The organism is Candidatus Rokuibacteriota bacterium (assembly GCA_030647435.1).
In the GTDB taxonomy this organism is placed as follows: domain Bacteria; phylum Methylomirabilota; class Methylomirabilia; order Rokubacteriales; family CSP1-6; genus AR37.
Map to the genome: position 1 here is coordinate 85716 of JAUSJX010000065.1, position 20959 is coordinate 106674.

24 protein-coding genes are annotated in these 20959 nt (G+C 68.1%); 9 read left to right on the forward strand and 15 right to left on the reverse strand.

The features are described 5' to 3' along the window. Positions 1–36 precede the first annotated feature (36 nt). Positions 37–723 carry a DNA repair protein RadC gene (gene radC / locus Q7W02_12175; GenBank protein MDO8476923.1) on the forward strand — a complete coding sequence of 229 codons (687 nt, stop codon included), beginning with the start codon at positions 37–39 and terminating at the stop codon, positions 721–723. Next, the gene (locus tag Q7W02_12180) at positions 720–1163 is read left to right on the forward strand and encodes a VOC family protein (GenBank protein MDO8476924.1); all 444 of its coding nucleotides are present in this window, start codon (positions 720–722) and stop codon (positions 1161–1163) included. Before radC ends, Q7W02_12180 begins: the two co-directional genes overlap by 4 nt. 151 nt (positions 1164–1314) lie before the next feature. On the opposite strand, the gene Q7W02_12185 is transcribed toward Q7W02_12180, so the two are convergent. Together Q7W02_12185 and Q7W02_12190 are read right to left on the reverse strand one after the other, a co-directional pair. After that, positions 1315–1557, reverse strand: a complete 243-nt coding sequence (locus tag Q7W02_12185) for a hypothetical protein (protein ID MDO8476925.1) — start codon at positions 1555–1557, stop codon at positions 1315–1317. 293 nt (positions 1558–1850) lie between these two features. Then, positions 1851–2855: a hypothetical protein gene (locus Q7W02_12190; protein ID MDO8476926.1), complete on the reverse strand. Its 1005-nt coding sequence runs from the start codon at positions 2853–2855 to the stop codon at positions 1851–1853. An 18-nt stretch (positions 2856–2873) separates the two neighbouring features. On the opposite strand from Q7W02_12190, the gene Q7W02_12195 reads away from it, so the two are divergent. Beyond that, complete coding sequence (locus tag Q7W02_12195; protein ID MDO8476927.1) at positions 2874–3683, forward strand: cobalamin-binding protein; 810 nt, start codon at positions 2874–2876, stop codon at positions 3681–3683. A 35-nt stretch (positions 3684–3718) separates the two neighbouring features. Here Q7W02_12195 and Q7W02_12200 read toward each other — a convergent pair whose 3' ends face one another. Beyond that, complete coding sequence (locus Q7W02_12200) at positions 3719–4180, reverse strand: RidA family protein (GenBank protein ID MDO8476928.1); 462 nt, start codon at positions 4178–4180, stop codon at positions 3719–3721. 68 nt (positions 4181–4248) lie between these two features. Then, on the reverse strand, positions 4249–4575 hold the full coding sequence (locus Q7W02_12205; GenBank protein ID MDO8476929.1) for a PilZ domain-containing protein: 327 nt from the start codon (positions 4573–4575) through the stop codon (positions 4249–4251). A 335-nt stretch (positions 4576–4910) separates the two neighbouring features. Here Q7W02_12205 and Q7W02_12210 point away from each other — a divergent pair, with 335 nt between their 5' ends. After that, the gene (locus tag Q7W02_12210) at positions 4911–5711 is read left to right on the forward strand and encodes an NUDIX domain-containing protein (GenBank protein MDO8476930.1); all 801 of its coding nucleotides are present in this window, start codon (positions 4911–4913) and stop codon (positions 5709–5711) included. Positions 5712–5727: 16 nt separating this feature from the next. On the opposite strand, the gene ccrA is transcribed toward Q7W02_12210, so the two are convergent. The 8 genes from ccrA to Q7W02_12250 form a co-directional block, all read right to left on the reverse strand. Further along, positions 5728–6966: a crotonyl-CoA carboxylase/reductase gene (gene ccrA, locus Q7W02_12215; GenBank protein MDO8476931.1), complete on the reverse strand. Its 1239-nt coding sequence runs from the start codon at positions 6964–6966 to the stop codon at positions 5728–5730. 19 nt (positions 6967–6985) lie between these two features. Continuing rightward, entirely contained in the window at positions 6986–7792 is an 807-nt protein-coding gene (locus Q7W02_12220) for an enoyl-CoA hydratase/isomerase family protein (GenBank protein MDO8476932.1), read from the reverse strand. Positions 7793–7906: 114 nt separating this feature from the next. After that, complete coding sequence (locus Q7W02_12225; protein ID MDO8476933.1) at positions 7907–8923, reverse strand: TIGR03617 family F420-dependent LLM class oxidoreductase; 1017 nt, start codon at positions 8921–8923, stop codon at positions 7907–7909. Further along, the gene (locus Q7W02_12230) at positions 8920–10869 is read right to left on the reverse strand and encodes an AMP-binding protein (protein MDO8476934.1); all 1950 of its coding nucleotides are present in this window, start codon (positions 10867–10869) and stop codon (positions 8920–8922) included. Before Q7W02_12230 ends, Q7W02_12225 begins: the two co-directional genes overlap by 4 nt. Before the next feature lie 42 nt (positions 10870–10911). Further along, positions 10912–12105, reverse strand: a complete 1194-nt coding sequence (locus Q7W02_12235) for a CoA transferase (GenBank protein MDO8476935.1) — start codon at positions 12103–12105, stop codon at positions 10912–10914. Beyond that, entirely contained in the window at positions 12102–12278 is a 177-nt protein-coding gene (locus tag Q7W02_12240; protein ID MDO8476936.1) for a hypothetical protein, read from the reverse strand. Before Q7W02_12240 ends, Q7W02_12235 begins: the two co-directional genes overlap by 4 nt. Positions 12279–12281: 3 nt before the next feature. Then, a complete protein-coding gene (locus tag Q7W02_12245; protein MDO8476937.1) occupies positions 12282–13070 on the reverse strand; it encodes a methyltransferase domain-containing protein in 789 nt (262 codons plus the stop codon). 37 nt (positions 13071–13107) lie between these two features. Next, positions 13108–13869 (reverse strand): SDR family oxidoreductase, encoded by a 762-nt coding sequence (locus tag Q7W02_12250; protein ID MDO8476938.1) that lies wholly within the window; start codon positions 13867–13869, stop codon positions 13108–13110. A gap of 83 nt (positions 13870–13952) precedes the next feature. On the opposite strand from Q7W02_12250, the gene Q7W02_12255 reads away from it, so the two are divergent. Continuing rightward, positions 13953–14762: a creatininase family protein gene (locus Q7W02_12255; GenBank protein ID MDO8476939.1), complete on the forward strand. Its 810-nt coding sequence runs from the start codon at positions 13953–13955 to the stop codon at positions 14760–14762. A gap of 168 nt (positions 14763–14930) precedes the next feature. Continuing rightward, positions 14931–15986 carry a YncE family protein gene (locus tag Q7W02_12260; protein ID MDO8476940.1) on the forward strand — a complete coding sequence of 352 codons (1056 nt, stop codon included), beginning with the start codon at positions 14931–14933 and terminating at the stop codon, positions 15984–15986. Positions 15987–16168: 182 nt separating this feature from the next. On the opposite strand, the gene Q7W02_12265 is transcribed toward Q7W02_12260, so the two are convergent. The 3 genes from Q7W02_12265 to Q7W02_12275 are packed head-to-tail and all read right to left on the reverse strand — an operon-like array spanning position 16169 to position 18945. After that, a complete protein-coding gene (locus tag Q7W02_12265; protein ID MDO8476941.1) occupies positions 16169–17359 on the reverse strand; it encodes a CaiB/BaiF CoA-transferase family protein in 1191 nt (396 codons plus the stop codon). Then, positions 17290–18222: an N-acyl homoserine lactonase family protein gene (locus Q7W02_12270; protein MDO8476942.1), complete on the reverse strand. Its 933-nt coding sequence runs from the start codon at positions 18220–18222 to the stop codon at positions 17290–17292. The genes Q7W02_12265 and Q7W02_12270 overlap by 70 nt, the downstream gene beginning before the upstream one ends. Further along, positions 18223–18945, reverse strand: coding sequence for a metal-dependent transcriptional regulator (locus Q7W02_12275; protein MDO8476943.1), 723 nt, complete (start codon positions 18943–18945; stop codon positions 18223–18225). A gap of 83 nt (positions 18946–19028) precedes the next feature. On the opposite strand from Q7W02_12275, the gene Q7W02_12280 reads away from it, so the two are divergent. From Q7W02_12280 to Q7W02_12290, 3 genes are all read left to right on the forward strand, one after another. Then, positions 19029–20192 carry an acyl-CoA dehydrogenase family protein gene (locus Q7W02_12280; protein MDO8476944.1) on the forward strand — a complete coding sequence of 388 codons (1164 nt, stop codon included), beginning with the start codon at positions 19029–19031 and terminating at the stop codon, positions 20190–20192. After that, positions 20192–20605, forward strand: coding sequence for a hypothetical protein (locus tag Q7W02_12285; GenBank protein ID MDO8476945.1), 414 nt, complete (start codon positions 20192–20194; stop codon positions 20603–20605). Before Q7W02_12280 ends, Q7W02_12285 begins: the two co-directional genes overlap by 1 nt. A 133-nt stretch (positions 20606–20738) precedes the next feature. Then, the coding region (locus tag Q7W02_12290) for a methyltransferase type 11 (protein ID MDO8476946.1) at positions 20739–20959 on the forward strand (221 nt) is incomplete at its 3' end.

Genomic DNA, 20959 nt, shown 5'->3' on the forward strand with positions numbered 1-20959 from the left:
TTGTTCCCGCGACGAGCTCCATGCTACGAGAACGGCATGGCGCGTGAGCTTCGGATCTCGGAGTGGCCGGCCGAGGAGCGGCCCAGGGAGCGCTTGTATCACAAAGGCGCGGCGGCCTTGTCCGACGCCGAGCTCCTGGCGATACAGCTCGGCACGGGCATCCGGGGGATGAGCGCCCTCGACGTGGGGCACGGGCTCCTGACGCAGTTCGGCACGCTCCAGGAGCTGGCGGGGCGCGAAGTGGCCGAGGTGGCAGGCGTGCGAGGTGTGGGGCGGGCCAAGGCTGTCCGGCTGGCGGCCGCCTTCGAGATCACGCGGCGGCTTCGATCGCGCAACGGCCACGCGCGCCCGGTGCTGTCCAGCCCCGAGCAGGTCTTCGCGCGCTACGGGCCGCTGATGGAAGACCTCAAGAAGGAGGTCTTCAGGCTGGCCCTCCTCGACGCCCAGAACGGCCTGCTCAAGGACGTGGTCGTCTCCGAGGGGACCCTGTCGGCCAGCCTCGTCCACCCGCGGGAGGTCTTCAAGCCTGCCATCCTCGAATCCGCAGCCTCCATCATCCTGCTCCACAACCACCCGAGCGGAGACCCCACGCCGAGCCGCGAGGACCTGAGACTCACCCGCCAGCTGGTGGAGTGTTCAAAGCTCCTCGACCTGCGCATCCACGACCACGTTATTATCGGTCGGGAGCGGTTCATCAGCCTGGCCCAACGGGGAGCGCTATGAAAATCCAGGGAGTCGGGCACGTGGTGCTGAAGGTGAGGGACCTCGAGCGCTCGAAGGCTTTTTACGAGGGCGTGCTGGGGCTCAAGGAGGTCGCGCGCTTTCCGGGGCGGATGGTTTTCTTCTCGGCGGGCAGCAACCACCATGACCTGGCGGTCATGGCCGTGGGTGCCGATGCCCCCTCGCCACCTGACCACGCGGTGGGGCTGGCCCACGTCGCCCTCAAGATCGGAGACTCCCTGGACCTGCTGCGCGAGGCGAAAGCCCAACTCGACGCCCACCACGTGCCGATTCGGGGCACACGGGACCATCGGGTGAGCCAATCGATTTACTGCGAGGATCCCGATGGCAATACCGTCGAGCTCTTCGTGGACGGTGATCCGGCCATCTGGGCCGAGGATCCCTCGACCGTGGCCACCGTCAAGCCGCTGACCTTGGACTAGCCTCTTCCCGCGCGGCTGAGGCGCGCGGCGGCCGAGGTTACTTCTGCCGCCGGAGTGTGACCTTCGCGCCGCTCATGCCCGCAATGGCGCCGCTCATCTCGTCGCCATTCACGGTGAGAGAGTCCGTCGCGCCGGCCGGCACGGAGGTCTCCTAGCCCTTGGCCAGCTTTTCGACTTCCTTCTTGGAGAGGCCCTGGATGCGCGTCAGGAGACCCTTTACCTTCCGCTCCGAGGTGTGATCGGCCAGGATCAGCTTCTTCGACTTCGTACCGTTGGCGATGTAGGCGACCCAGTCATCCAGGCTCGGCGTCCCCCTCCACACCACTGTCAGCCCGCTGAGCCGCATCCGCTTCCTGCCTTCGACCTTCGCCAGTGGCTTCCGGCTGGCCTCCATACTCACCGTCCCCTCAGCTGCGTGTTCACGTCCTGTTTTCTACCTCGTAAATGCCGCGCAGATGTCCACCTTAGGTACGCGCACAAACCATGTCAAGGCTTCGTTTCGCCGCGCCAGATGCGGGTTTTCTCGCTCTTCGAGCGTGGGACACGCGTGAATGCTGTGTGTCTTTCCACCTATCGAAGCGGTGGACGGTCGGAGCGTCATATATTCGATACGTGACCGCAGAACCGCATCGGACCGTGCATTTTTTCATGGTGTGGATGTCTGTGGATAAGTGGATAAGGTGTGGGTTACCGAAGGGCCTTGACAAGCGCATTGAGGATTCTTCGCGCCAGGAGCGGGCCGCGCGTGATGAATCCGGTGAAGTAGCCGCACGCCGTCGCGCCGGCCTGGAGCGTCTGGAGGGCCTTGTCGGGCGCGTCGATGCCGCCGGTGGCGATGATCTCGATGCCGTCGCCGAATTTCTCACGCAGGCGTCGCACGTTTTCGAGCGTGTGTGTGAAGAGCGCGGGCCCCGAGAGTCCTCCGGCCTTCTGCGAGAGGCGCGGCTCCTCCACGCGGTGCGCATTGCCGCAGTTGACGATGGTGATGCCCGCGTCACGTGCGGAGGGGATCGTCGTCTCTTCATTGATCTGGCGAAAATCCGGCGACACTTTGACGATGACCGGCTTGTCCGTCGCCTTTCGGACCGCGCGAAATACTTTCGCCAGCTCCTGGGGCCGCTCGGACCAACCGTACACGAGCTTGGTATTGGGCGAGGAGATGTTGATCTCGACGAGATCGCCGAAGGGTGCCAAGCCCTCGACCACTGCGACGTAGTCCTCCGCCGACTCGCCAGCCGCGGCGACGATGAGCGGGACGCGGTGGGGAAGTGACGCCAGCGCGATGCGATAGGCCTCGAGGCCGGGATTGTGAAAGCCGTTGCAGTTGACGAGCCCGGGCCCCTCCGGCGTGGTGACGCGCACGAGGTTCGGCTGCGGATGCCCCGGGCGCGGCTTCGGTGTGATGCTCTTGGCGGTGACGGCGCCGAACCCGAGCCCCATCGCCCGTCTGAGAATGGTCGTGTCGTAGTACATGGAGGACAAGATCAGCGGGTTCGGCAGCCTCACGCCGCCCAGCGTGATCGCAAGGCGAGGATCCTCGTTGCGGAACACCGGCAGCATGTCGAGCGGGACGAGTCGCAGCGCCCACTGGCCGAGCGGCACGGCGATCCGCTCCGGAAGCCGCGAGAGCAGGCCGCCGTAGAGCAGGCGGTAGAGGAGATCGGCGGTGCGCTCCATGGTCGTCCCGCCCACATGGTATCCTAGCGCGTGATGGAGTTCCACGACGCAACGGGAGCTGCCGTTGTCCTGCCGGCGTCGCCCCGACGCATCGTCTCCCTCATTCCGAGCGTCACGGAAATTCTCTTCGCCCTCGGCGCCGGCCCCTCGGTGGCGGGCTGCACGGTGTACTGCACCGAGCCTCCGGAGGGTGTCGCGACCAAGACGCGCGTGGGCGGCCAGAAGAACCCGAAGCTGGACGTGATCCGCGAGCTGGGCGCCGACCTGGTGGTCGCCAACGTCGAAGAGAACGTCCGCGAGCACGTCGAGACCCTGCGCGGTTGGGGCATCCCGGTCTACGTCACGTATCCCCGGACCGTCGCCGCGGGCATTCGGCTCGTGAGCGATCTCGGCGCGGTGGTGGGGCTGCCGGAGCGGGGGGGAGAGATGGCCGCGGACCTCGAGGCCGCGCTGGATGACGTGCGCAGCGCCTGCGCGGGAAAGCCCGCACGCCGCGTGTTCTACCCGATCTGGCGCGGGCCCTGGATGACCATCAACCGCGACACGTACGCCCACGACATGCTCGCGCTGTGCGGAGGCGACAACGTCTTCGGCCAGTCAGCGACGCGCTACCCGGAGGTGACGCTGGAGGATGTCGCCCGCACGGCGCCGGAGATTATCCTGCTGCCCGACGAGCCGTACCGGTTCCGCCAGGTCCACCTCGCGGATTTCGACGCGTATCCCGACATCCCCGCGGTGCGAGACCGCCGCGTCCACCTGGTTGACGGCAAGCTCGCCACCTGGTACGGCCCCCGCATCGCCGAGGCGTTCCGCGTCCTGCCACGTCTCATCGCCCGCGAGTAAACGCGGGTACGGTGTCCGCGCCCGGTGTCGCCGCGCTACTCGACTTCGAGGATCATCTCGATCTCGACGGGGATGCCCATGGGCAGCTCGGCCATGCCGACCGCCGAGCGGGCGTGGCGGCCGTTCTCGCCGAATACCTCGACCATCAGGTCCGAGAAGCCGTTGATCACCTTGGGCTGGTCGCCGAAGCCCTCGGCGGAGTTGACCATGCCCAGCACCTTGACGACCCGTTTGACCTTGTCGAGGCTGCCCAGGAGTGTCCTGGCCGAGCCCAGCAGGTTGATGCCCACCTCCCGCGCGACCTTGTAGCCGTCCTCGAGCGAGAGGTCGCGCCCGACCTTGCCGCGCACCGTCGGCACGCCGTCCACCCGAATGGGCCCGTGGCCCGACAGGAAGAGGAGGTTGCCGACGCGCACACCCGGGACGTAGTTACCCAAGGCCTTGGCCGGCTGGGGCAGGGCGAGGCCGAGCTCCTTGATCCTGGCTTCCGCGCTCATGAGGGATCCTCGCTGGTGACGGTGGTAGGTAGCGTGAAGCGGAAGAGTGGCTGCTGGGGGCCGAGCGGTCAGGACGGCAGCGGCACAGGCCGTGGAGCGGTCTCGGAGTACACGTCGTCGTCCCCGTCCACGCTGATGAAGAAGAAGGCCGAGCCGTCTCGGTCCGAGCGCCAGACGATGGCATTGACGTCGAGGGTGCGACCGTTCGGGGGGCGGATGCGGAGCTTGGCCTGGCTACCGATCTCGAGGGGGGCCTCCACCAGCCCGACCTTGGTGCCCATGGGGCTCAGGTTCACGGTCTGGATGTTGAAGTGGCGGTCTCCGACCTCGAGGACTACCGGCCAAGCTACCTTGGCCCTGGGGTATCGCCTGAGATCGGCCCTGCGTTCGTTCATGCCCAACCCCCTCTATTAGTTGGTAATTCTCTCACCGGAGCGGGGGCCCTGGCAAGCCTCTTTCGGCCCCGGCCGGGCCGGGGACTCAGGGCGACTCCGCGCAGAACAGGAAGATAAAGGGCCGCGTGGATCCCTCGCCCCGGTCATTGAGGCAGCGGGTGCGGATCGGGGGCGCGTCCCGGCGAGCCGGCGGAGGGCTCGAAGCGCAGCCCCCTAGGAGGAGCCCCAGGGCCACGACCATTAGCAGAGCGAGTGGTTTCATGCGGATGCCCAAAGGTTAGCATGCGCTTGGACAGCCCCCGGCCTCCTGTGTGACAATCCAACTGACTCGCCCCATGACCCAGCCCGTTATCCCGTCCCCGGCCGCCACCCTCGTCCTCCTTCGAGACCGGCCACCCACGGATGTCGAGGCCCTGCTGCTCCAGCGCCATGCCAAGAGCAAGTTTGCAGCCGGAGACTACGTTTTCGCGGGAGGCAAGGTCGAAGCCGACGACATGCCCCCCGACGGCGAAGGCTTCTGCTGTGGGCTCACGGCCGGGCAGGCGGCGGCTCGGCTCGGCGGCGGGCTCGCGCCCCGAGACGCTCTCTCATACTGGGTAGGAGCCATTCGCGAAGCCTTCGAGGAGGTGGGGGTGCTTCTGGCCTATGAGGCCGACGGCCGCCTGCTCCGCATTGCGTCGGAGGCCAAGCTCCGCTACGAGGCCTACCGGACCGCGTGCCAGGGCGCCAACCCGGCCTTTTTTGACATGCTGAGGGCCGAGCAGCTGACGCTGGCAACAGACCGGCTGGCGTACTTCGCCCACTGGATCACGCCCGAGGAGCAGCCGCTCCGCTTCGATACGCGCTTCTTCGCCGCCCTCATGCCGCCCGGGCAGGAGCCCGCCGTGGATGGCCACGAGATCGTGGACCTCAAATGGCTGACCCCGGCCGAAGCCACGGCTGCCCTCAAGCGAAAGGAGATCGGCCTGCGCTTCCCGACCATAAAGAATCTGGAGCTCGTGGCGGGAGGAGGCTCTCCAGCCTCGAGCGTGGTGGAGTCCCTGGGCAAGCGCGAGGTGCAGACGATCAGGCCCCGCGTCCTCCAGGTGGACGGTAAGCCTCTCGCGGTCCTGCCGGGCGACCCGCGCTGGTACTGAGGGCGCCCTAGGAGGTCTACGACGCGCCGAGCCCCGGCTTGGGCGCGTTGACCAGCACGCCCATGTTTCCGTACGGGTGCTTGTTCTCCAGCATGAGCTGGTGGCAAAGGGCGATGTCGTCGAAGACGTAGGTGTGCGAGAGACACGGATCCACCTTGCCCTCGGCGACGAGCTTGGTGACGGCCGCGGCCTGCTGGTCGTTCGAGAGATGGCTGCCCTGGAAGCGCTTCTGCCGCATCCAGTGGTAGCGCAGGTCGAGCGTGACGTTGTAGCCCGTGGTGCCGGCGCAGATCACGATCATCCCGCCCGTGGCGCAGACGAATTCCGAGGTCGGCAGCGTCGCCTCGCCCGGGTGCTCGAAGACGATGCGCGGGCTCGTCTTCTCCCCGAGCGCGTCCCAGATGGCCTTGCCGAAGCCGCGGGCGCCCTTGGCCCAGGTGCCGTAGGTCTTGGCGTCCTTGGTGTCGGGCATGGGTCCCCAGTGATCGAACTGCGTTCGGTTGATGACGCCGGCGGCGCCGTGCTCGGCGCAGAACTTGCGCTTGGCCTCGTCGGAGACGACGGCGACGACCCGCCCGCCCTGGGCCCGCGTGATCTCGAGTGCCATGCTGCCGAGCCCGCCCGTCGCGCCCCAGACCAGCACCACGTCGCCGCGCTCCACCGTGTGCGGCGCCCAGCCCATGAGCATCCGGTAGGCGGTCGAGGCGCAGAGGAGGAAGCAGCCCGCGGCTTCCCAGGACAGGCGTTTCGGCTTCGGGACGCATTGATGCGCCTGGGCGCGCGCAAACTGGCAGTAGCTACCGTAGTTGGTCTGATAGCCCCAGATGCGCGTGCTCTCGGCCAGCATCGGGTCCTTGCCGGAAAGGACCCACGGGTCGTCGGGCCGCCACCAGCCGCTGTGGACGATGACCTCGTCGCCGACCTTGACGCTCTTTACGCCCTTGCCGACGGCCCACACGATGCCCGAGCAGTCGCTGCCGCCCGCGTGGAAATCCTCGGGCTCGCCCAGCTTCTGCCGCTCGGCGATGACGTCGAGCGGCTGGCCGAGGGCGGCCCAGACGTTGTTGAAGTTGATGCCCGAGGCCATCACGTAGATCAGCACCTCGTCGGGCCCGATCGTGGGCGTGGGAATGACCTCGCGCTTCCACGCGTCCCGCGGCTGGCCGAAGCGGTTCTGCCGGACGAGGTACGCGTGCATCCGTGCCGGGATTTCCCCAAGCGGCGGCTTGTCACCCAGGTCGAAAAGATCAGCCATGAAGGCCTCCGGTTGGGGCTTACTTGCCTTGAAAATCGGCGCGCTTGCGCTCTGCCGCGGCCCGCATGCCCGCCTTGCGGTCCTCGGACAGCAGGGGGCCGACGGCCCGCTCGGCTTCCCAGAGAAGCCAGGCCTCGCGCTCGCGCCAGTAGGTTCCGTCGATGGACTGCTTGGCCGCCTGCACCGCGAGCGGCCCGTTGGCCGCGATCTCCGCGGCCAGCTCCGCCGCCCGCGTCCCGATTTCGCCGGCCGGGTAGACGTGGTTCACGAAGCCGATCCTGAGCGCCTCGGCCGCGTCGAAGCGCCGGGCGGAGTAGATCAGCTCCTTCGCCATGCCGACGCCGATCGTGCGCGGCAGCCGCTGCGTGCCGCCCATGTCGGGGATGATGCCGAGCTGGACTTCAGGGATCGAGAACAGCGTGCCCTCGGCGGCGATCCGGATGTCGCAGCAGAGCGCCAGTTCCATGCCCGCGCCCATGCAAACGCGCTCTATGGCGGCGATCACGGGCACGCGGACGCGCTCGAGGCGAGTGAAGCACTCCTGGAGGTGCTCGATGTGCGCGCGGATCTGCTGCATGGCCACGGCCGGCGGCGCCTCGTAGACCGCGCCGAGCGTCGAGCCCGCCTTGACGTCGAGCCCCGCGCAGAAGGCCCCGCCCGCGCCCTGGAGGATCACGGCGCGCACGCCCGCGGCCCCGTCCACTGCCTCGGCCGCGTCGCGTATGCCCTCCCAGACTTCGATGTCGAGCGCGTTCAGCCGCTCGGGCTTGTTCAGCGTAATCGTGGCGACGGGCGCCTTGATCTCGACCTGCACCTTGCTTGTCATCTGCTCCTCCTTGGGTCCATCTCCCCCTCACCCTACCCTCTCCCCCTTCGGGGGCGAGGGAATCCCAAGAATCCCTCTCCCCTCCGGGGAGAGGGTAGGGTGAGGGGTCGCGAGTTACCCATTGAACTGCTTGACCAGCGAGGGGAGCCGCGGGTCGCCGACGTTGGGCTGGTAGGGCTGGTAGAGGGACGTGCGGTCGAGCAGTCCCTTGTAGCGCTCCATGATCTTGTCGTGGAGCTTGTCGTAGGTCGCCGTCACCGCGTAGGTGTCGAGCATCTCGTCGGTGATGAGCTCGGCCATGCCCTTCCAGTCCCCCTCGACGCTCTTCTTGTGAAGCTGACCCGTCAGGCCGCCCCAGCCGTGGACATCCAGGACCGGCTGGTAGGTGCGCGTAGACGCGTAGAAGGCGATCTGCTGCTTGACCATCTGGGCCTGCTCGTTCCGTTCGCTCGAAGTGTCGCCCACGACGACGAAGGTGGCGGTCGCGTAGGTGAAGTCCTTCCGGGCGCGCCCGGACTTCTTCAGGCCCGCTTCAACCGTGGGGTGCACAACCTCCCGAAGATACTTCGGACTGTTGAACGGGTGGACGTGCATGCCGTCGCAGAACTCGCCCGCCACGCCGCACATGTAGGCGTTGACCGCGGCGATCATGATCGGGATCTTCGGGTGCTCGATGGGTCCCGGGTTAAAGAACGGCGTCATCACGTCGAAGGTGTAGAACTGGCCCTTGAAATTTAGTTTCGTGCCGGTCTGCCAGCAATCCCAGATGGCGCGAATGGCGCGGACGGCCTCGGCCATCTTGGGCCCGGGGGATTCGAACTTGACGGAGAAGCGCCGCTCGTTGTGCGCCTTGACCTGGCTGCCGAGCCCGAGCATGAAGCGGCCGCCCGAGGCCTTCTGGAGATCCCACGCGATCATGGCCGTGATCATGGGGCTGCGCGAGAAGACCGTCGCGATGTTGGTGCCGAGCTTGATCGTGGACGTGACGGTGGCGGCGACGGCCAGTGGCAGGAAGGGGTCGTGCTGGGTCTCCGCCGACCAGAGACAGTCGTAGCCCATGGCTTCGACCTTGCGGGCGTAGTCGGGGAGGGTCTTGAGGTCGTGGGTGAGCATGCCGATGTCGAGCTTCACGGTGGGTCTCCTTGTCTCGGCGCTGGGTTGCGGTGCCCCCGAAGCATACGCGACGCGCGAGGGGGCTTCAACCGTGGTGGAGCCGGGATGCGCCGGCGGGGGCGGGGCCTCGGGGTGCCGATCCACCCAGCCCTCGCCTCGCGACTGGGTCGCTCAGCTCGAACTGCGACCCCCAACAGCACGGGGGTTCGGGGGGCATCCCCGACGCCCCACCCCCGCCTCCCCGTTCGCTTCTCGATTCCCTCTTCCCTCGCCCCTCTGGGGAGAGGGTAGGGTGAGGGGCCTACTTGTGCTCGGCGAGGAAGAGATCGCGGAGCTTGGTTTTTTGGACTTTGTCGCCGTGGGGGCCTGGGGTGCGGGGGACGTCGGCGACGATGCGGACGTGGCGGGGGACCTTCGTAGGAGGCGATCTTGCCTTTGCAGTGGGTGATGATGTCGGTTTCGGTGAGGCGCTCGCCGGGCTTCGGGATGACGTAGGCGACGGCGGCCTCGTTCAGCTTGGGGTCGGGGACGCCGATGACAAAGGCCTGGAGCACTTTCGGGTGCGTCATGATGAAGGCCTCGATCTCGGCCGGCGCCACCATGAAGTGGCTGATCCGCAGGACCTCGCGCAGGCGGCCCTTGAAGATGGTGCGGCCCTCGACGTCGCGCACGGCGAGGTCGCCTGACTTGAACCAGCCGTCAGGAGTGAAGGCCTTGGCCGTCTCCTCGGGCTTCTTGTAGTAGCCGCGCGTCACGAGCCGGCCGTGGAACCACAGCTCGCCCTCGCGCCCCACGGGCATGTCCTCGCCCGTCTCGGGATCCACGACGCGCACGTCGAGTCCGTCGGCGGGCCAGACGCCGGGCAGCGCGCGGGATGCGTCGCTCTCGTCGAGGTCGTGGAGCATGGAGAGCGCGTTCAGCTCCGTCATGCCGTAGGGCTGGTAGGCCTGAGGAACTCCGAGCGTGCGCAGGATCTCCTCGAAGAGGCCGTCGCGCCCGCCGCCCGTCATGCCGAAGCCGCCGGTGCGGAGCGTCGAGCGCTTGCGGCGGGCGAGGTCCGGGTGGTCCAGGACCGCGATGGCCATGGCGTCCACCGCGTTCCAGATCGTGATGCCCTCGCGCTCGATCAGGTGGAGGGCCACCGCCGCGTCGAAGCTCTCCATCACGACCAGACAGGCGCCATGGGAGAAGGTCGAGAGCGGTATGCAGAGTCCGCCCCAGGTGCCCGTCATCGGCAGGGCGTGGAGCACGCGGTCGGTGGGCGTGACGCGGAGCGCCTCGCCCGAGTACCAGCCGTGAGGCACCGCGTTCCGGTGGCTGATCAGCGCGCCCTTCGGGAACGACGTGGTGCCCGAGGTGTAGAGGATGGTCCACGGGTCGTCCGGCGTCACGCTCGCGCGCGCCCGCTCGAGCGCGGCCTGCCACTCGGGCTCGTCGCCCGCCTCGAGGATGTCGCTGAGGCGCAGACAGCCGGGGTAGGGATCCTCCGCGTCCACGATCACGCGCTTGAGCGTCGGGAATTCTCGCACCGCGAGATCGCCCGGCTCGCCGTCGCGCAGGCCCGGCAGCACTTCGTTCAGCGTCTCGAGGAAATCTACCCGCCCGAGGTGATCGGCAAGGATCAGCGTCGTCGCATCCGACTGGCCGAGGATGTACGCGAGCTCGTGCGCCTTGTACCGCGTGTTGAGCGCGACCGCGACGGCGCCGATCATCGCGCAGGCCTGCTGGACGAAGAGCCACGCCGGGCGGTTGGGCAGCCACAGCGCGACCTTGTCGTCCTTCGCGATACCGAGCGCCAGTAGCCCGCGCGCGACGCGCTCGCTCTCGCGCAGCAGCTCCTTGTACGTGATGCGCCGGGCGGCGGCGACCATGGCCTCGCGGTCGGGGTAGCGGGCGGCGACGCGGGCCAGCATCTGGCCCGCCGTCGCGTCGAGATAGGGATTGGGGCCCGCCTTCGGCCGCATGGGCCTCATGCTAGCACTCCGGCTCGCCCTACGGGCTCGACGTCAGATGATTCCGTTGGCCTTCAGCTTCTCGAGTTCGGCGTCCGAGAGGCCCAGCTCGTGAGCAAAGACCTCGCGGTTGTGGGCGCCCAGCGCCGGGCCCGCCCAGCGGATGGAGCCCGGCGTCTCGGACAGGCGCGGCGTGGGGGCGCTCATGGTGACCGTGCCGAGCTCGGGATCCGGCAGCTCCACGAAGGTGCGCCGCGCCTTGAAGTGCGGGTCTTCCATGATGTCGGCAATGTCGTAGACGGGCGCCGCGGTCAGCCCTTCAGTCTCGAAGAGCCGGACGATTTCTTCGCGCGAGCGCCTGCCGATGGCCTCGGCGATCGCATGGTCGACGGCCTCGCCGTTGGCGATGCGCGCGTCGTTGGTGGCGAAGCGCGGGTCCGCGAGGAGGCCTTCGAGACCCAGTGCCTTGAACAACGCTTCTGCGGAGGCAGGAGTCGAGGCCGAGAGCGCGACCCATTTCCCTTCCTGCGTCTTGTACGTGCCGCGCGGGCTCGCGTTGTGGGAGCGGTTGCCGATGCGCTCGCGGACGATTCCATGCGCGCGGTACTCGAGCGCGTTTGGACCGAGGATGGCCAGCAGCGGCTCGTAGAGCGGCACGTCGATCATCTGCCCGCGTCCCGAGACGCGGTCGCGGTGGTGGAGCGCCGCGAGCACCGCGACGGCGCCCGCCTGCGCGGCGACCATGTCGGCCATGGGGAAGGAGGGCAGGGTGGGCGACTCCGCCGGGCCCGTCGTCGCGGCGAAGCCCGACATGGCCTCGACCATGGTGCCGAAGCCCGGGCGGTCGCGGTAGGGGCCGTCCTGTCCCCAGCCGGAGACGCGCACCATGACGAGGCGCGGGTTCTCCTTCGAGAGCGCGTCCCAGCCGAGGCCCCACTTCTCGAACGTGCCGGGGACGTAGTTCTCGATCAGGACGTCGGCGGTTGTGACGAGGCGGCGGAGAAGGGCCTGGCCTTCGGGCGTGGTCAGGTTGAGCGTGATCGCGCGCTTGCCGCGCGCGTAGACTTTCCACCAGAGCTCGCCGAGCGATTTGGACCAAGTGCGCAGCGGGTCGCCGCCCTTGGGGTTCTCGACCTTGATGACGTCGGCGCCGAGGTCGGCCAGGATCGTGGCCAGCACCCCGCCGGCGATGAGGCGCGAGCAGTCCACCACGCGGAGGTCGGAGAGCGCTCGCGCGGGCTCGCTCATGCGCCGGAAGCGGCCTTCCGGGCCTCCTCCTTCAAGTGCTTTTCCATCGCCTGGACGAGCAGGCCAAGCGCCTCCTTCTCGATGCGCCCGGTGACGGTGACACTCGGGTAGGCGACGGCCGTGGCGCGAAAGAGGCCGTCCTCCTCCTGGACCAGGTCCACTTCGATGCGCACCGGCTAGCCTCCCGTCATCGGCCGCTCGGCCAGGAAGAGGAAGCGCGAGAGGCTGAAGAAGTAGCGCCCGTGGAGATCCTGCCCTCGAACGTCGTCCGCCCAGGCCTGCGCCATGTCCTTGGAGATGCCCGACTTGCGGCTCACGAAGCGCGCGACCACGTCGATCAGACTGCCGCTGTAGGTCGTGTCGTCCGGGTGGAGGTTGACCATCGGCACCACGGAGAGGCTCTTGAACGCGAAGCCGGCCTGGCCCAGGAGCCGCGGCAGCAGCGCGGGCAAGTGCGGGTGGACGAAGTGCGCCTCCCACGCCCGCAGCACGCGCGCGTGCCGGTCGCCGTCATCCGCCTGCCAGACGCAGGAGTCCCAGTCGCTGTCCATCACGATGAGACGCCCGCCCGGTCTCAGCACGCGGTACGCCTCGCTGAGAGCCCGCGGCAGGTCGGCGACGTACTCGTAGACCTGGACCGCCGTCAGGAAGTCGAAGTTCTGTGCGGGGAAGTGGAGCTCCACCGCGTCGCCGACGGCGAACTCCGTGCGCCCGGCCAGCGCCGAGCGGCGGGCGCGCTCGCCCGACATCGAGACCATATCGGAGCTCTGGTCGATGCCGACCATGCGGCCCGTTGGGCCGACGTCGCGCGCCAGCTCGCAGGCCAGGAGGCCGGGGCCGCAGCCGATATCGAGCCCGTGCTCGCTGCGCTTGGGCACCACCTTGGCCCGGACGCGGGCGCGCTGCTCCACCACATCGGCCGTGGAGTAGGTCCGCTCGAGGAGGGGAGCGCTGAAGGTCGCCACGCGGGCACGCTAACAGCCGGGCCGGGCCCAGTCAAGGCTACCGGATCGCGCTGATTCCTCCGTCCACGGAGAGCGGCAGGCCGGTGATCCACTTGGCCTCGTCGGAGGCGAGATAAACCGCTGCGTAGGCGACGTCATCGGGCTCGCCCAGGCGGCCGAGCGGGTGCATCCTCACGAGCGCCTCGTACTCGCCCGTCTTCTTCATGTTCGCCAGGAGATCGCGGTTGAGGTCCGTCTCGACGTAGGCGGGGCAGATGGCGTTGATGCGCACGCCCTGGGGCGCGTAGTCCACGGCCATATCCTTGGTCAGGATGACCATGCCGCCCTTGGCCGCGCCGTACGCGGTGTTGTTCGGCGCGCCGCGGAGGCCCGCCAGCGAGGCGACGTTGACGATATTGCCCTTGGTCTTGATGAGCTCGGGCAGCGCCTGCTTGGAGCAGAGGAAGGCGCTCGTGAGGTTGACCTCGAGCGTCTTCCTGAAGCCCTCTTCGCTCAGGGCCAGGACCGGACCGCGCTCGGGGATGCCGCCCACGTTGTTGACGAGGATGTCGAGCCTTCCGAACGTTTTCACCGTCGCCTCGACCATCCTCTTGACGTCGGCCGCCTTGGTCACGTCGCCCGCGCACGCGAGCGCCGTGCCACCGGCCTGCGCGATCTCGGCCGCCGCCTTCTCCAGCGGCTCGGCGCGCCGCCCGTTGAGCGTCACCTTCGCGCCCTCTCGGGCGAACATGATCGCGATGGCGCGGCCCAAGCCCGTCCCCGCGCCCGTGACGATCGCCACCTTGCCCGTGAGACGCATGCGTGTCTCCTTTGGACGCCAAGCGTAGCAGAGGGGGCCGGGCGCTGCTTGACTTGACGCGAGGGCGAACCTAGGCTGTGGCGATGAGATCGAGAGCGCTGGCGGCGGCCGTGTGCCTGATCCTGATCTGCGCGGGTCGAGTGTGGGCCCAGGCGCCTGACACCGTGCTCCTCGAGGAATTGACCTGGACGGAGCTCCGCGACCTGATCGGGGCCAAGAGCACGACGATCCTCGTGCCCGTCGGCGGCACGGAGCAGAACGGTCCCCACATGACGCTCGGCAAGCACAACGCGCGGGTGAAGGTTCTGTCGGAGAAGGTCGCGCGCGCGCTCGGCAGCACGCTCGTGGCGCCGGTCATCTCGTACGTGCCGGAGGGGCGGCTCAGCCCTGCCACGGGACACATGCGGTTTCCCGGCACGGTGACTGTTCCGGACGAGACCTTCCAGAAGGTCCTCGAGTACGCGGCGCGGAGCTTCAAGGCCCACGGGTTCCGGGACATCGTCTTCCTGGGCGACCACGGAGGCACCCAGGCGGACCAGAAGACGGTCGCCGGCCGGCTGAATCGCGAGTGGGCCGCGGCGCCCGTCAGGGTCCACGCGATCGATGAGTATTACCTGGCAGCCGACGTGGAGTTTCCGCGTCTCCTCAGCGAGCGGGGTTATCGGAAAGAGGAGTTGGGGCTCCACGCCGGGCTCACCGATACCTCCTTGATGCTCGCCGTCGATCCGCGCGTGGTGCGGCCCGGGCGCCTGCGGCCCGATTCTTGGCCGCCGGGCGCGAGCGGCGTGTCGGGCGACCCGACCCGGGCCAGCGCCGAGCTGGGGCGGCTCGGCGTCGAGATGATCGTGACCCGCACGGCCGAGGCGATCAGAAAGTCAATCGCCCGCCGCTGACGCAGCAAACCCCATTCCCGGGAGGCTTCGGTGCAGGTAGCGAATCGTGCTCGTCGTCTTGCCGTCGCGCGTGCCGGTCTCACACTCGGGCTCGCGGTGACGGTAGGTTTTTCGCCTTGCCCCGCCGGCGCTCAGCAGGGCACCCCTCCCATCGAGACGATCCCCGGTATGCCCCCGGTGGTCGATCGCAGCAACCTCTACAGCGAGACGCGGCCGGACAAGCTGAGCCCCGCCGTCGCGAACGCGCTGCCGCGAGTCTATGTCCCGAATCTAAAATCCAATGACGTCTACGTGATCGATCCGGCGACGCTCAAGGTCGTCGATCGGTTCCGGGTGGGCATCAACCCGCAGCACATCGTGCCGTCGTATGACCTCAAGACGCTCTGGGTCACCAACAACGCCGAGGGGCGCACCGACGGGAGCCTGACGCCGATCGATCCGGCGACCGGCAAGCCGGGCAAGTCTATCGCCGTCGACGACCCCTACAACATGTACTTCTCGCCCGACGGGCGCTCGGCCATCGTGGTCGCGGAGGCGCTCAAGCGGCTCGACTTCCGCGATCCCCATACCATGGCCCTGCAGAGCTCGCTTCCGGTGCCGCAGTGCGGTGGGATCAACCACGCGGATTTCTCCATCGACGGCCGCTTCGTCATCTTTACCTGCGAGTTCCAGGGCAGCCTGGCGAAGATCGACCTGGTCGGGCGCAAGGTCCTGGGCTATCTCAAGCTCTCGAGGGGCGGCATGCCGCAGGACATCCGCGTCTCTCCGGACGGGAAGACCTTCTACGTGGCCGACATGAAGGCGGACGGCGTCTTTGTGGTAGATGGCGAGAGCTTCAAGGAGATCGGCTTCATCCAAACCGGTATCGGCACGCATGGGCTGTACCCGAGCCGCGACGGCACGAAGCTCTACGTCACCAACCGCGGCTCGAACCATATCCGCGGCAAGCCGAACGGGAAGGGGAGCGTCTCCGTCGTCGATTTCGCCACCCGGGACATCGTGGCCACGTGGCCCATACACGGCGGGGGAAGCCCGGACATGGGCAATGTGAGCGCGGACGGAAAGGTCTTGTGGCTCTCAGGCCGGTACGACGACGTCGTCTATGCGATCGATACCACCTCAGGCGAGGTGCGGAAGATCGCCGTTGGCAAGGAGCCCCACGGCCTCACGGTCTGGCCCCAGCCCGGCCGCTACTCCCTCGGCCACACCGGCAACATGCGCTAGCTGGCGGCTGACGCCGGGTGGGGGCGGGGGCACCTCCCGCGGACCACGCTGACTCGCGGGCGCGTGGCGACGTCTCGATGGAGCCACGAGATTGAGGTCTCCGGCTTCGGCAGCGCGCAGAAGATACGGGTCCACGGGAGGTGCCCCCGCCCCCACCCGGCTCGCGCGAGGATTCGTCGGGGTCAGCCGACGATCTTCTTCTCCCGCAGCGCCTTGATGTCCGCGGCGGAGAGCCCCAGCTCGCGCAGGACGGCCTCGGTGTGCTCGCCGGCGTGCGGCGCCGCGGTGCGCACGGTGCCGGGCGTCGCCGACAGCTTGATGGGGATGCCGAACTCCTTGATGGTGCCGAGGGTCGGGTGCTTGACCTCGACCACCATCTCGCGGGCCTGCACCTGCGGGTCGGCGACCATCTCCTCGGGGTCGTAGACCTTGCCCACGCAGACGTCGGCCTTGACGAGGAGCTCGTACCACTCGTCGCGGTTCCTGGTGCGGATGATGGCCTCGATCTCGTCGCGCGCCTTGACCTCCTCCGCGTTGGCCGCGCGGACGAACTGGTCGTGCTTGCGCGCGAAGCGCACGAAGTCGGGGCGGCCGAGCGCCTTGCAGAAGTTCTCCCACAGCCAGGGCTCGGTGCAGCCGATGGTGAGGAGCTTGGCGTCCTTGGTCTCGTAGATCGCGTAGTAGGGATACGAGCCGCCGAGGAAGCCCTCGCCGCGCTTGGGCGCCAGGCCGTCGCTGAAGAAGAAGCGCATGTTGGGCGTGGCGGCCAGGAGCGCGACCGAGGTGTCGAGGTAGGAGACGTCCACGTGCTGGCCCTTGCCCGTGCGCTCGCGGGCGAAGAGCGCGTACATGACGCCGAGGGCGCCGTGCATGCTCGCGCCCGCGTAGTCGGCGACGAGGTTGAGCGGGATCGCGGGCTTGCGGTCGGGCTCGCCGATCAGCGCGAGGATGCCGGCCAGCGAGAGGTAGTTCATGTCGTGCGCCGGGTAGTCGCGGTAGGGGCCGTTCTGGCCGAAGCCCGAGAGGGAGCAGTAGACGATGCGCGGGTTGATTGCGCGGATCGCCTCGTAGTCGGCGCCGAGCCGCTTCATCACGCCGGGGCGGAATCCCTCGATGATCACGTCGGCCCCGGCCGCGAGCTTCTTGAAGAGCGCCTGCCCTTCGGGCGCCTTCATGTTGAGCGCCAGCGAGCGCTTGTTGCGGTTGACGTAGACGAAGGCCGAGCGCCGCTGCCAGTCGGGGTCCTCCTGCGTCTCGGACGGTGTCTCGATCTTGAGGACGTCGGCGCCCATGTCCGCGAACATCATGCCGGGCAGCTCGGCCGGCGGCACGCGGGCGAGCTCCAGAATCTTGATGCCGTCGAGGACTCCCATGTGTTCCTCCTTGGACGATGCCCCCTCACCCTACCCTCTCCCCCGGTGGGGGAGAGGGAAGATTCGGACCCCTCTCCCCTCAGGGGAGAGGGCAGGGGGAGGGGTGGTTCCCTGGACGCGTCGGGCGCCTTGACGGCGGACGCCCAGAACACGGGGTCGTGGCTCGGGAAAATTCGGCCGCCCATGAGCCGGGCGACGGTCTTGAGCCGCTTGATCGAGTGCATGGCCCGCGTCGGATCCCACACGACGCCGGGCGGGATCTCCTTGTCGATCGATTCCTGCCAGTAGCAGCAGTCGCCCGCGAGTATCACGGGGCCCGTCTGCGGCAGCTCGACCAGCAGCGACTGGTGCCCCGGCGTGTGGCCGTCGCTCCGAAGCACGGTCACGCCCGGGACGATCTCCGCGTCGCCGTCGAGGAGCCGCCAGCGGTAGCCGGGCAGGTCGAAGTTCTTCTTGTAGTAGAAGCCCGCGAAGAAGCCCGCGGGGTAGTTCGCGTACGAGTACTCGTCCTGCTGGACGGCCAGCTCCGAGTTCTGGAAGAGGAAGGCGCCGCCGGCGTGGTCGTAGTGCAGGTGCGAGAGCACCACCAGGTCCACGTCCTTGGGCTCGATCCCGATCGAATCGAGGCGGTGGACGAGGAGGTCGGCCTCCGTGAAGCCCGCCATGGGATCGGTGCGCAGGAGCCCCGGCACGGCGCGGGGGGAGACGCCCGTGTCGAAGAGGATCGTCGTGTCCCCCGTGCGGACGAAATAGCACGTGACGGGGATGCGCACCTTGTCGGCCGATCGCTCGCCGAAGAAGAGGCCGGTCTTCTCGAACCCCATGAAGCCGTTCTGGAGGGCGTAGAGCCCCTTGACGGCCATCTACGGGGCAACCTTTCGCGCTTTCTGGGCGCGCACGGGCTTGCGCGGGGGCGTGAGCTGCTGCGGGTCGTAGACCCAGATCTTGTGCGAGGCGGCGAGCCCCATCGTGACGGTCCGCCCGTCGAGCAGCACGGAGATGGTGCCGGCGTAGGGCGCCACCTCGGACACGGTCAGACGGCTGCCGGGCCGGACGCCGCTCTCCCACAGGAAGTTGAGCAGCTGGCGGTCGGCCTCGGCCTCCTCCGTGATGCGCTCCACCACGAGCGCCTGGCCCTTCGTGGCCTGCGAGAGCGGGATCGGGTTGTGCGCCTCGGGCTGGGGCATACCGGGTATCGGGTTGCCGTGCGGGCAGGTCGAGGGCATCCCGAGCATCACGGCCAGGCGCTCCTCGACGACGGGGGAGAGCGCGTGCTCGAGCCGGTGCGCCTCGTCGTGGGCGCGCGACCAGTCGAGCCCGAGGACGTCGGTCAGCCAGCGCTCGAGCAGGCGGTGGCGACGCGCCATCGTGCGCGCGATGTCGAGACCCTTGGTGGTGAGGCGGATCTCCTTCTTGCCCGCCACCTTGACGTAGCCCTCGCGCTGCATGCGCCGGAGCGCCTCGGTGATGGAGGGCGCCGAGAGGCGCATGTGCCGCGCGAGGCGCGCGCCGATCACCGGTTTGTCGCTGCCGGCCAGATCGTAGATGGCGCCCAGGTAGTCCTGGATGGCGTGGGTCGTTTCCACGCCTGGAGGATACCCCCGAGGCTCTCGCGCGAGCAAGTCCGTGCTATCCTTCCGCCAGCCCTTAGACGCACAGGGAGGCCACGATGGACTTCGCGCTCACCGAGCAGCAGGAGCTGATCCGCAAAGAGGTCGCCGCGCTGGCGCGGAACTTCTCGCTAAATTACTGGCTCGAGAAGGACAGGAAGCACGAGTACCCGGACGAGTTCGTCAAGGCTTTTGCGGACAACGGCTGGCTCGGGCTCATGATCCCCGAGGCCTACGGCGGGGCCGGGCTCGGCGTCACCGAGGCCGCCATCATGCTCCACGAGATCTGCGCGTCGGGCGCCGGCACCTCCGGCGCCTCGCCCATCCACTTCTACTGCTTTCCGCCCGAGCCGGTCGTGCGCTACGGCACGGAGGAGTTGAAGCGGCGCGAGCTGCCGAAGATCGTGACGGGCGAGACCATCATGTCCTTCGGCGTCACCGAGCCGAACTCGGGCACCGACACCTCCCGCATCCAGACGCGCGCCGAGAAGAAGGGCGATCGCTGGGTCGTCAACGGCCGCAAGGTCTGGACCACCAACGCCCAGCACGCCAACCGCATCCTGCTTCTCACGCGCACGAGCGACCGCGACCCCGCCAAGCCGCTGAAGGGCATGACGCTGTTCTTCACCGAGTTCAATCGCAAGGCGATCACGGTGCGCGAGATCGAGAAGCTCGGGCGGGCGGCCGTGGACTCCAACGAGATCTTCATCGACAACATGGAAGTGCCCGAGGCGGATGTCGTAGGCACCGTGGGGGACGGCTTCTACCACTTGATCGACTCGCTCAATCCGGAGCGCATCGTGGTCGGCATCGAGGCCGTCGGTATCGGGCGAGCGGCCCTCGAGCGCGCCGTCCAGTACGCCAAGGAGCGCATCGTCTTCGACCGGCCCATCGGCAAGAACCAGGCGATCGCCCATCCACTGGCCCTGGCGATGGCCCAGCTCGACGCCGCCGAGCTGATGTGCCTCAAGGCCGCGTGGCTTTTCGACTCGGGCCGGCCCTGCGGCCGCGAGGCCAACGCGGCCAAGCTCCTTGCCGCCGAGGCGGGCTTCCAGGCCTGCGACGCCGCGCTGCAGACCTTCGGCGGCTACGGCTACGCCAAGGAGTTCTACGTCGAGCGCCTGTGGCGCGAGATCCGCCTCTACAAGATCGCGCCCATCTCTCAGCAGATGGCGCTGAACTATCTCAGCGAGCACGTGCTGGGCCTGCCCCGCTCGTACTGATGTCCTTTACGCTCAGCACCCTCGACTACGCCGACGACGCGCCCGACGGCAGTACGATCAGCAAGGTGCTGGCCGGCCTCGACGGGAAGCGCAACCTCGTCGCGACGCTGGCGCGCGAGGAGGCGACGTATCTCCAGGCCAGCGGCAGCGCCGCGACGGGCTTCACGCTCGTCTACCAGGACGGCTCACTCGAGCACCGCTACCGGAGCGCCGAGACGACGCTGCCGCTCGCGCGGGTGAGCCAGGCCTTTCACCAGTATTTTCGCGGCGAGCCGGGCTGGCGCGAGGGTCTCCGCTGGGAAGAGGATCGGGAGAGGCTCGAGGTCACGACCTGGTACGAGAGCTGGTGGATCTACCTCGTGGCGCTGCTCGTGATCACCGGTTTCTTCGTCTGGTGGCGGGGTTGGTGGTAGCTGCCGGTTGCTGCCAGTAACGAACCTATAGGGAGTTGCCATCCATAGGAGATCAATGTATCGTTCTGTCCGATAGCTTGGTAGTGGGCGCGCCGCCGTTTCCCATGGGTAGGGGGGTGGCCCTGTGGTCCGAATGCCGGCTGATCGGGGCCTGCGGTTGCGAAGCGCCGTCCAGCGGGCCTATTCCGCAGCCGCGGCACGACCCGAGGAAAAACACGCCTTCCCCGTTGGACGAGTCCTGGCCGAGCGACTCGGATACCCAGCCGAACTTCTGGACAGCTTGCCGGCCATGGCGGTCGAGGCCTTTGCCGGAGTCTCCAACGTGGCCGTCTTCGCCTCTCTCCCGCCCGGCGC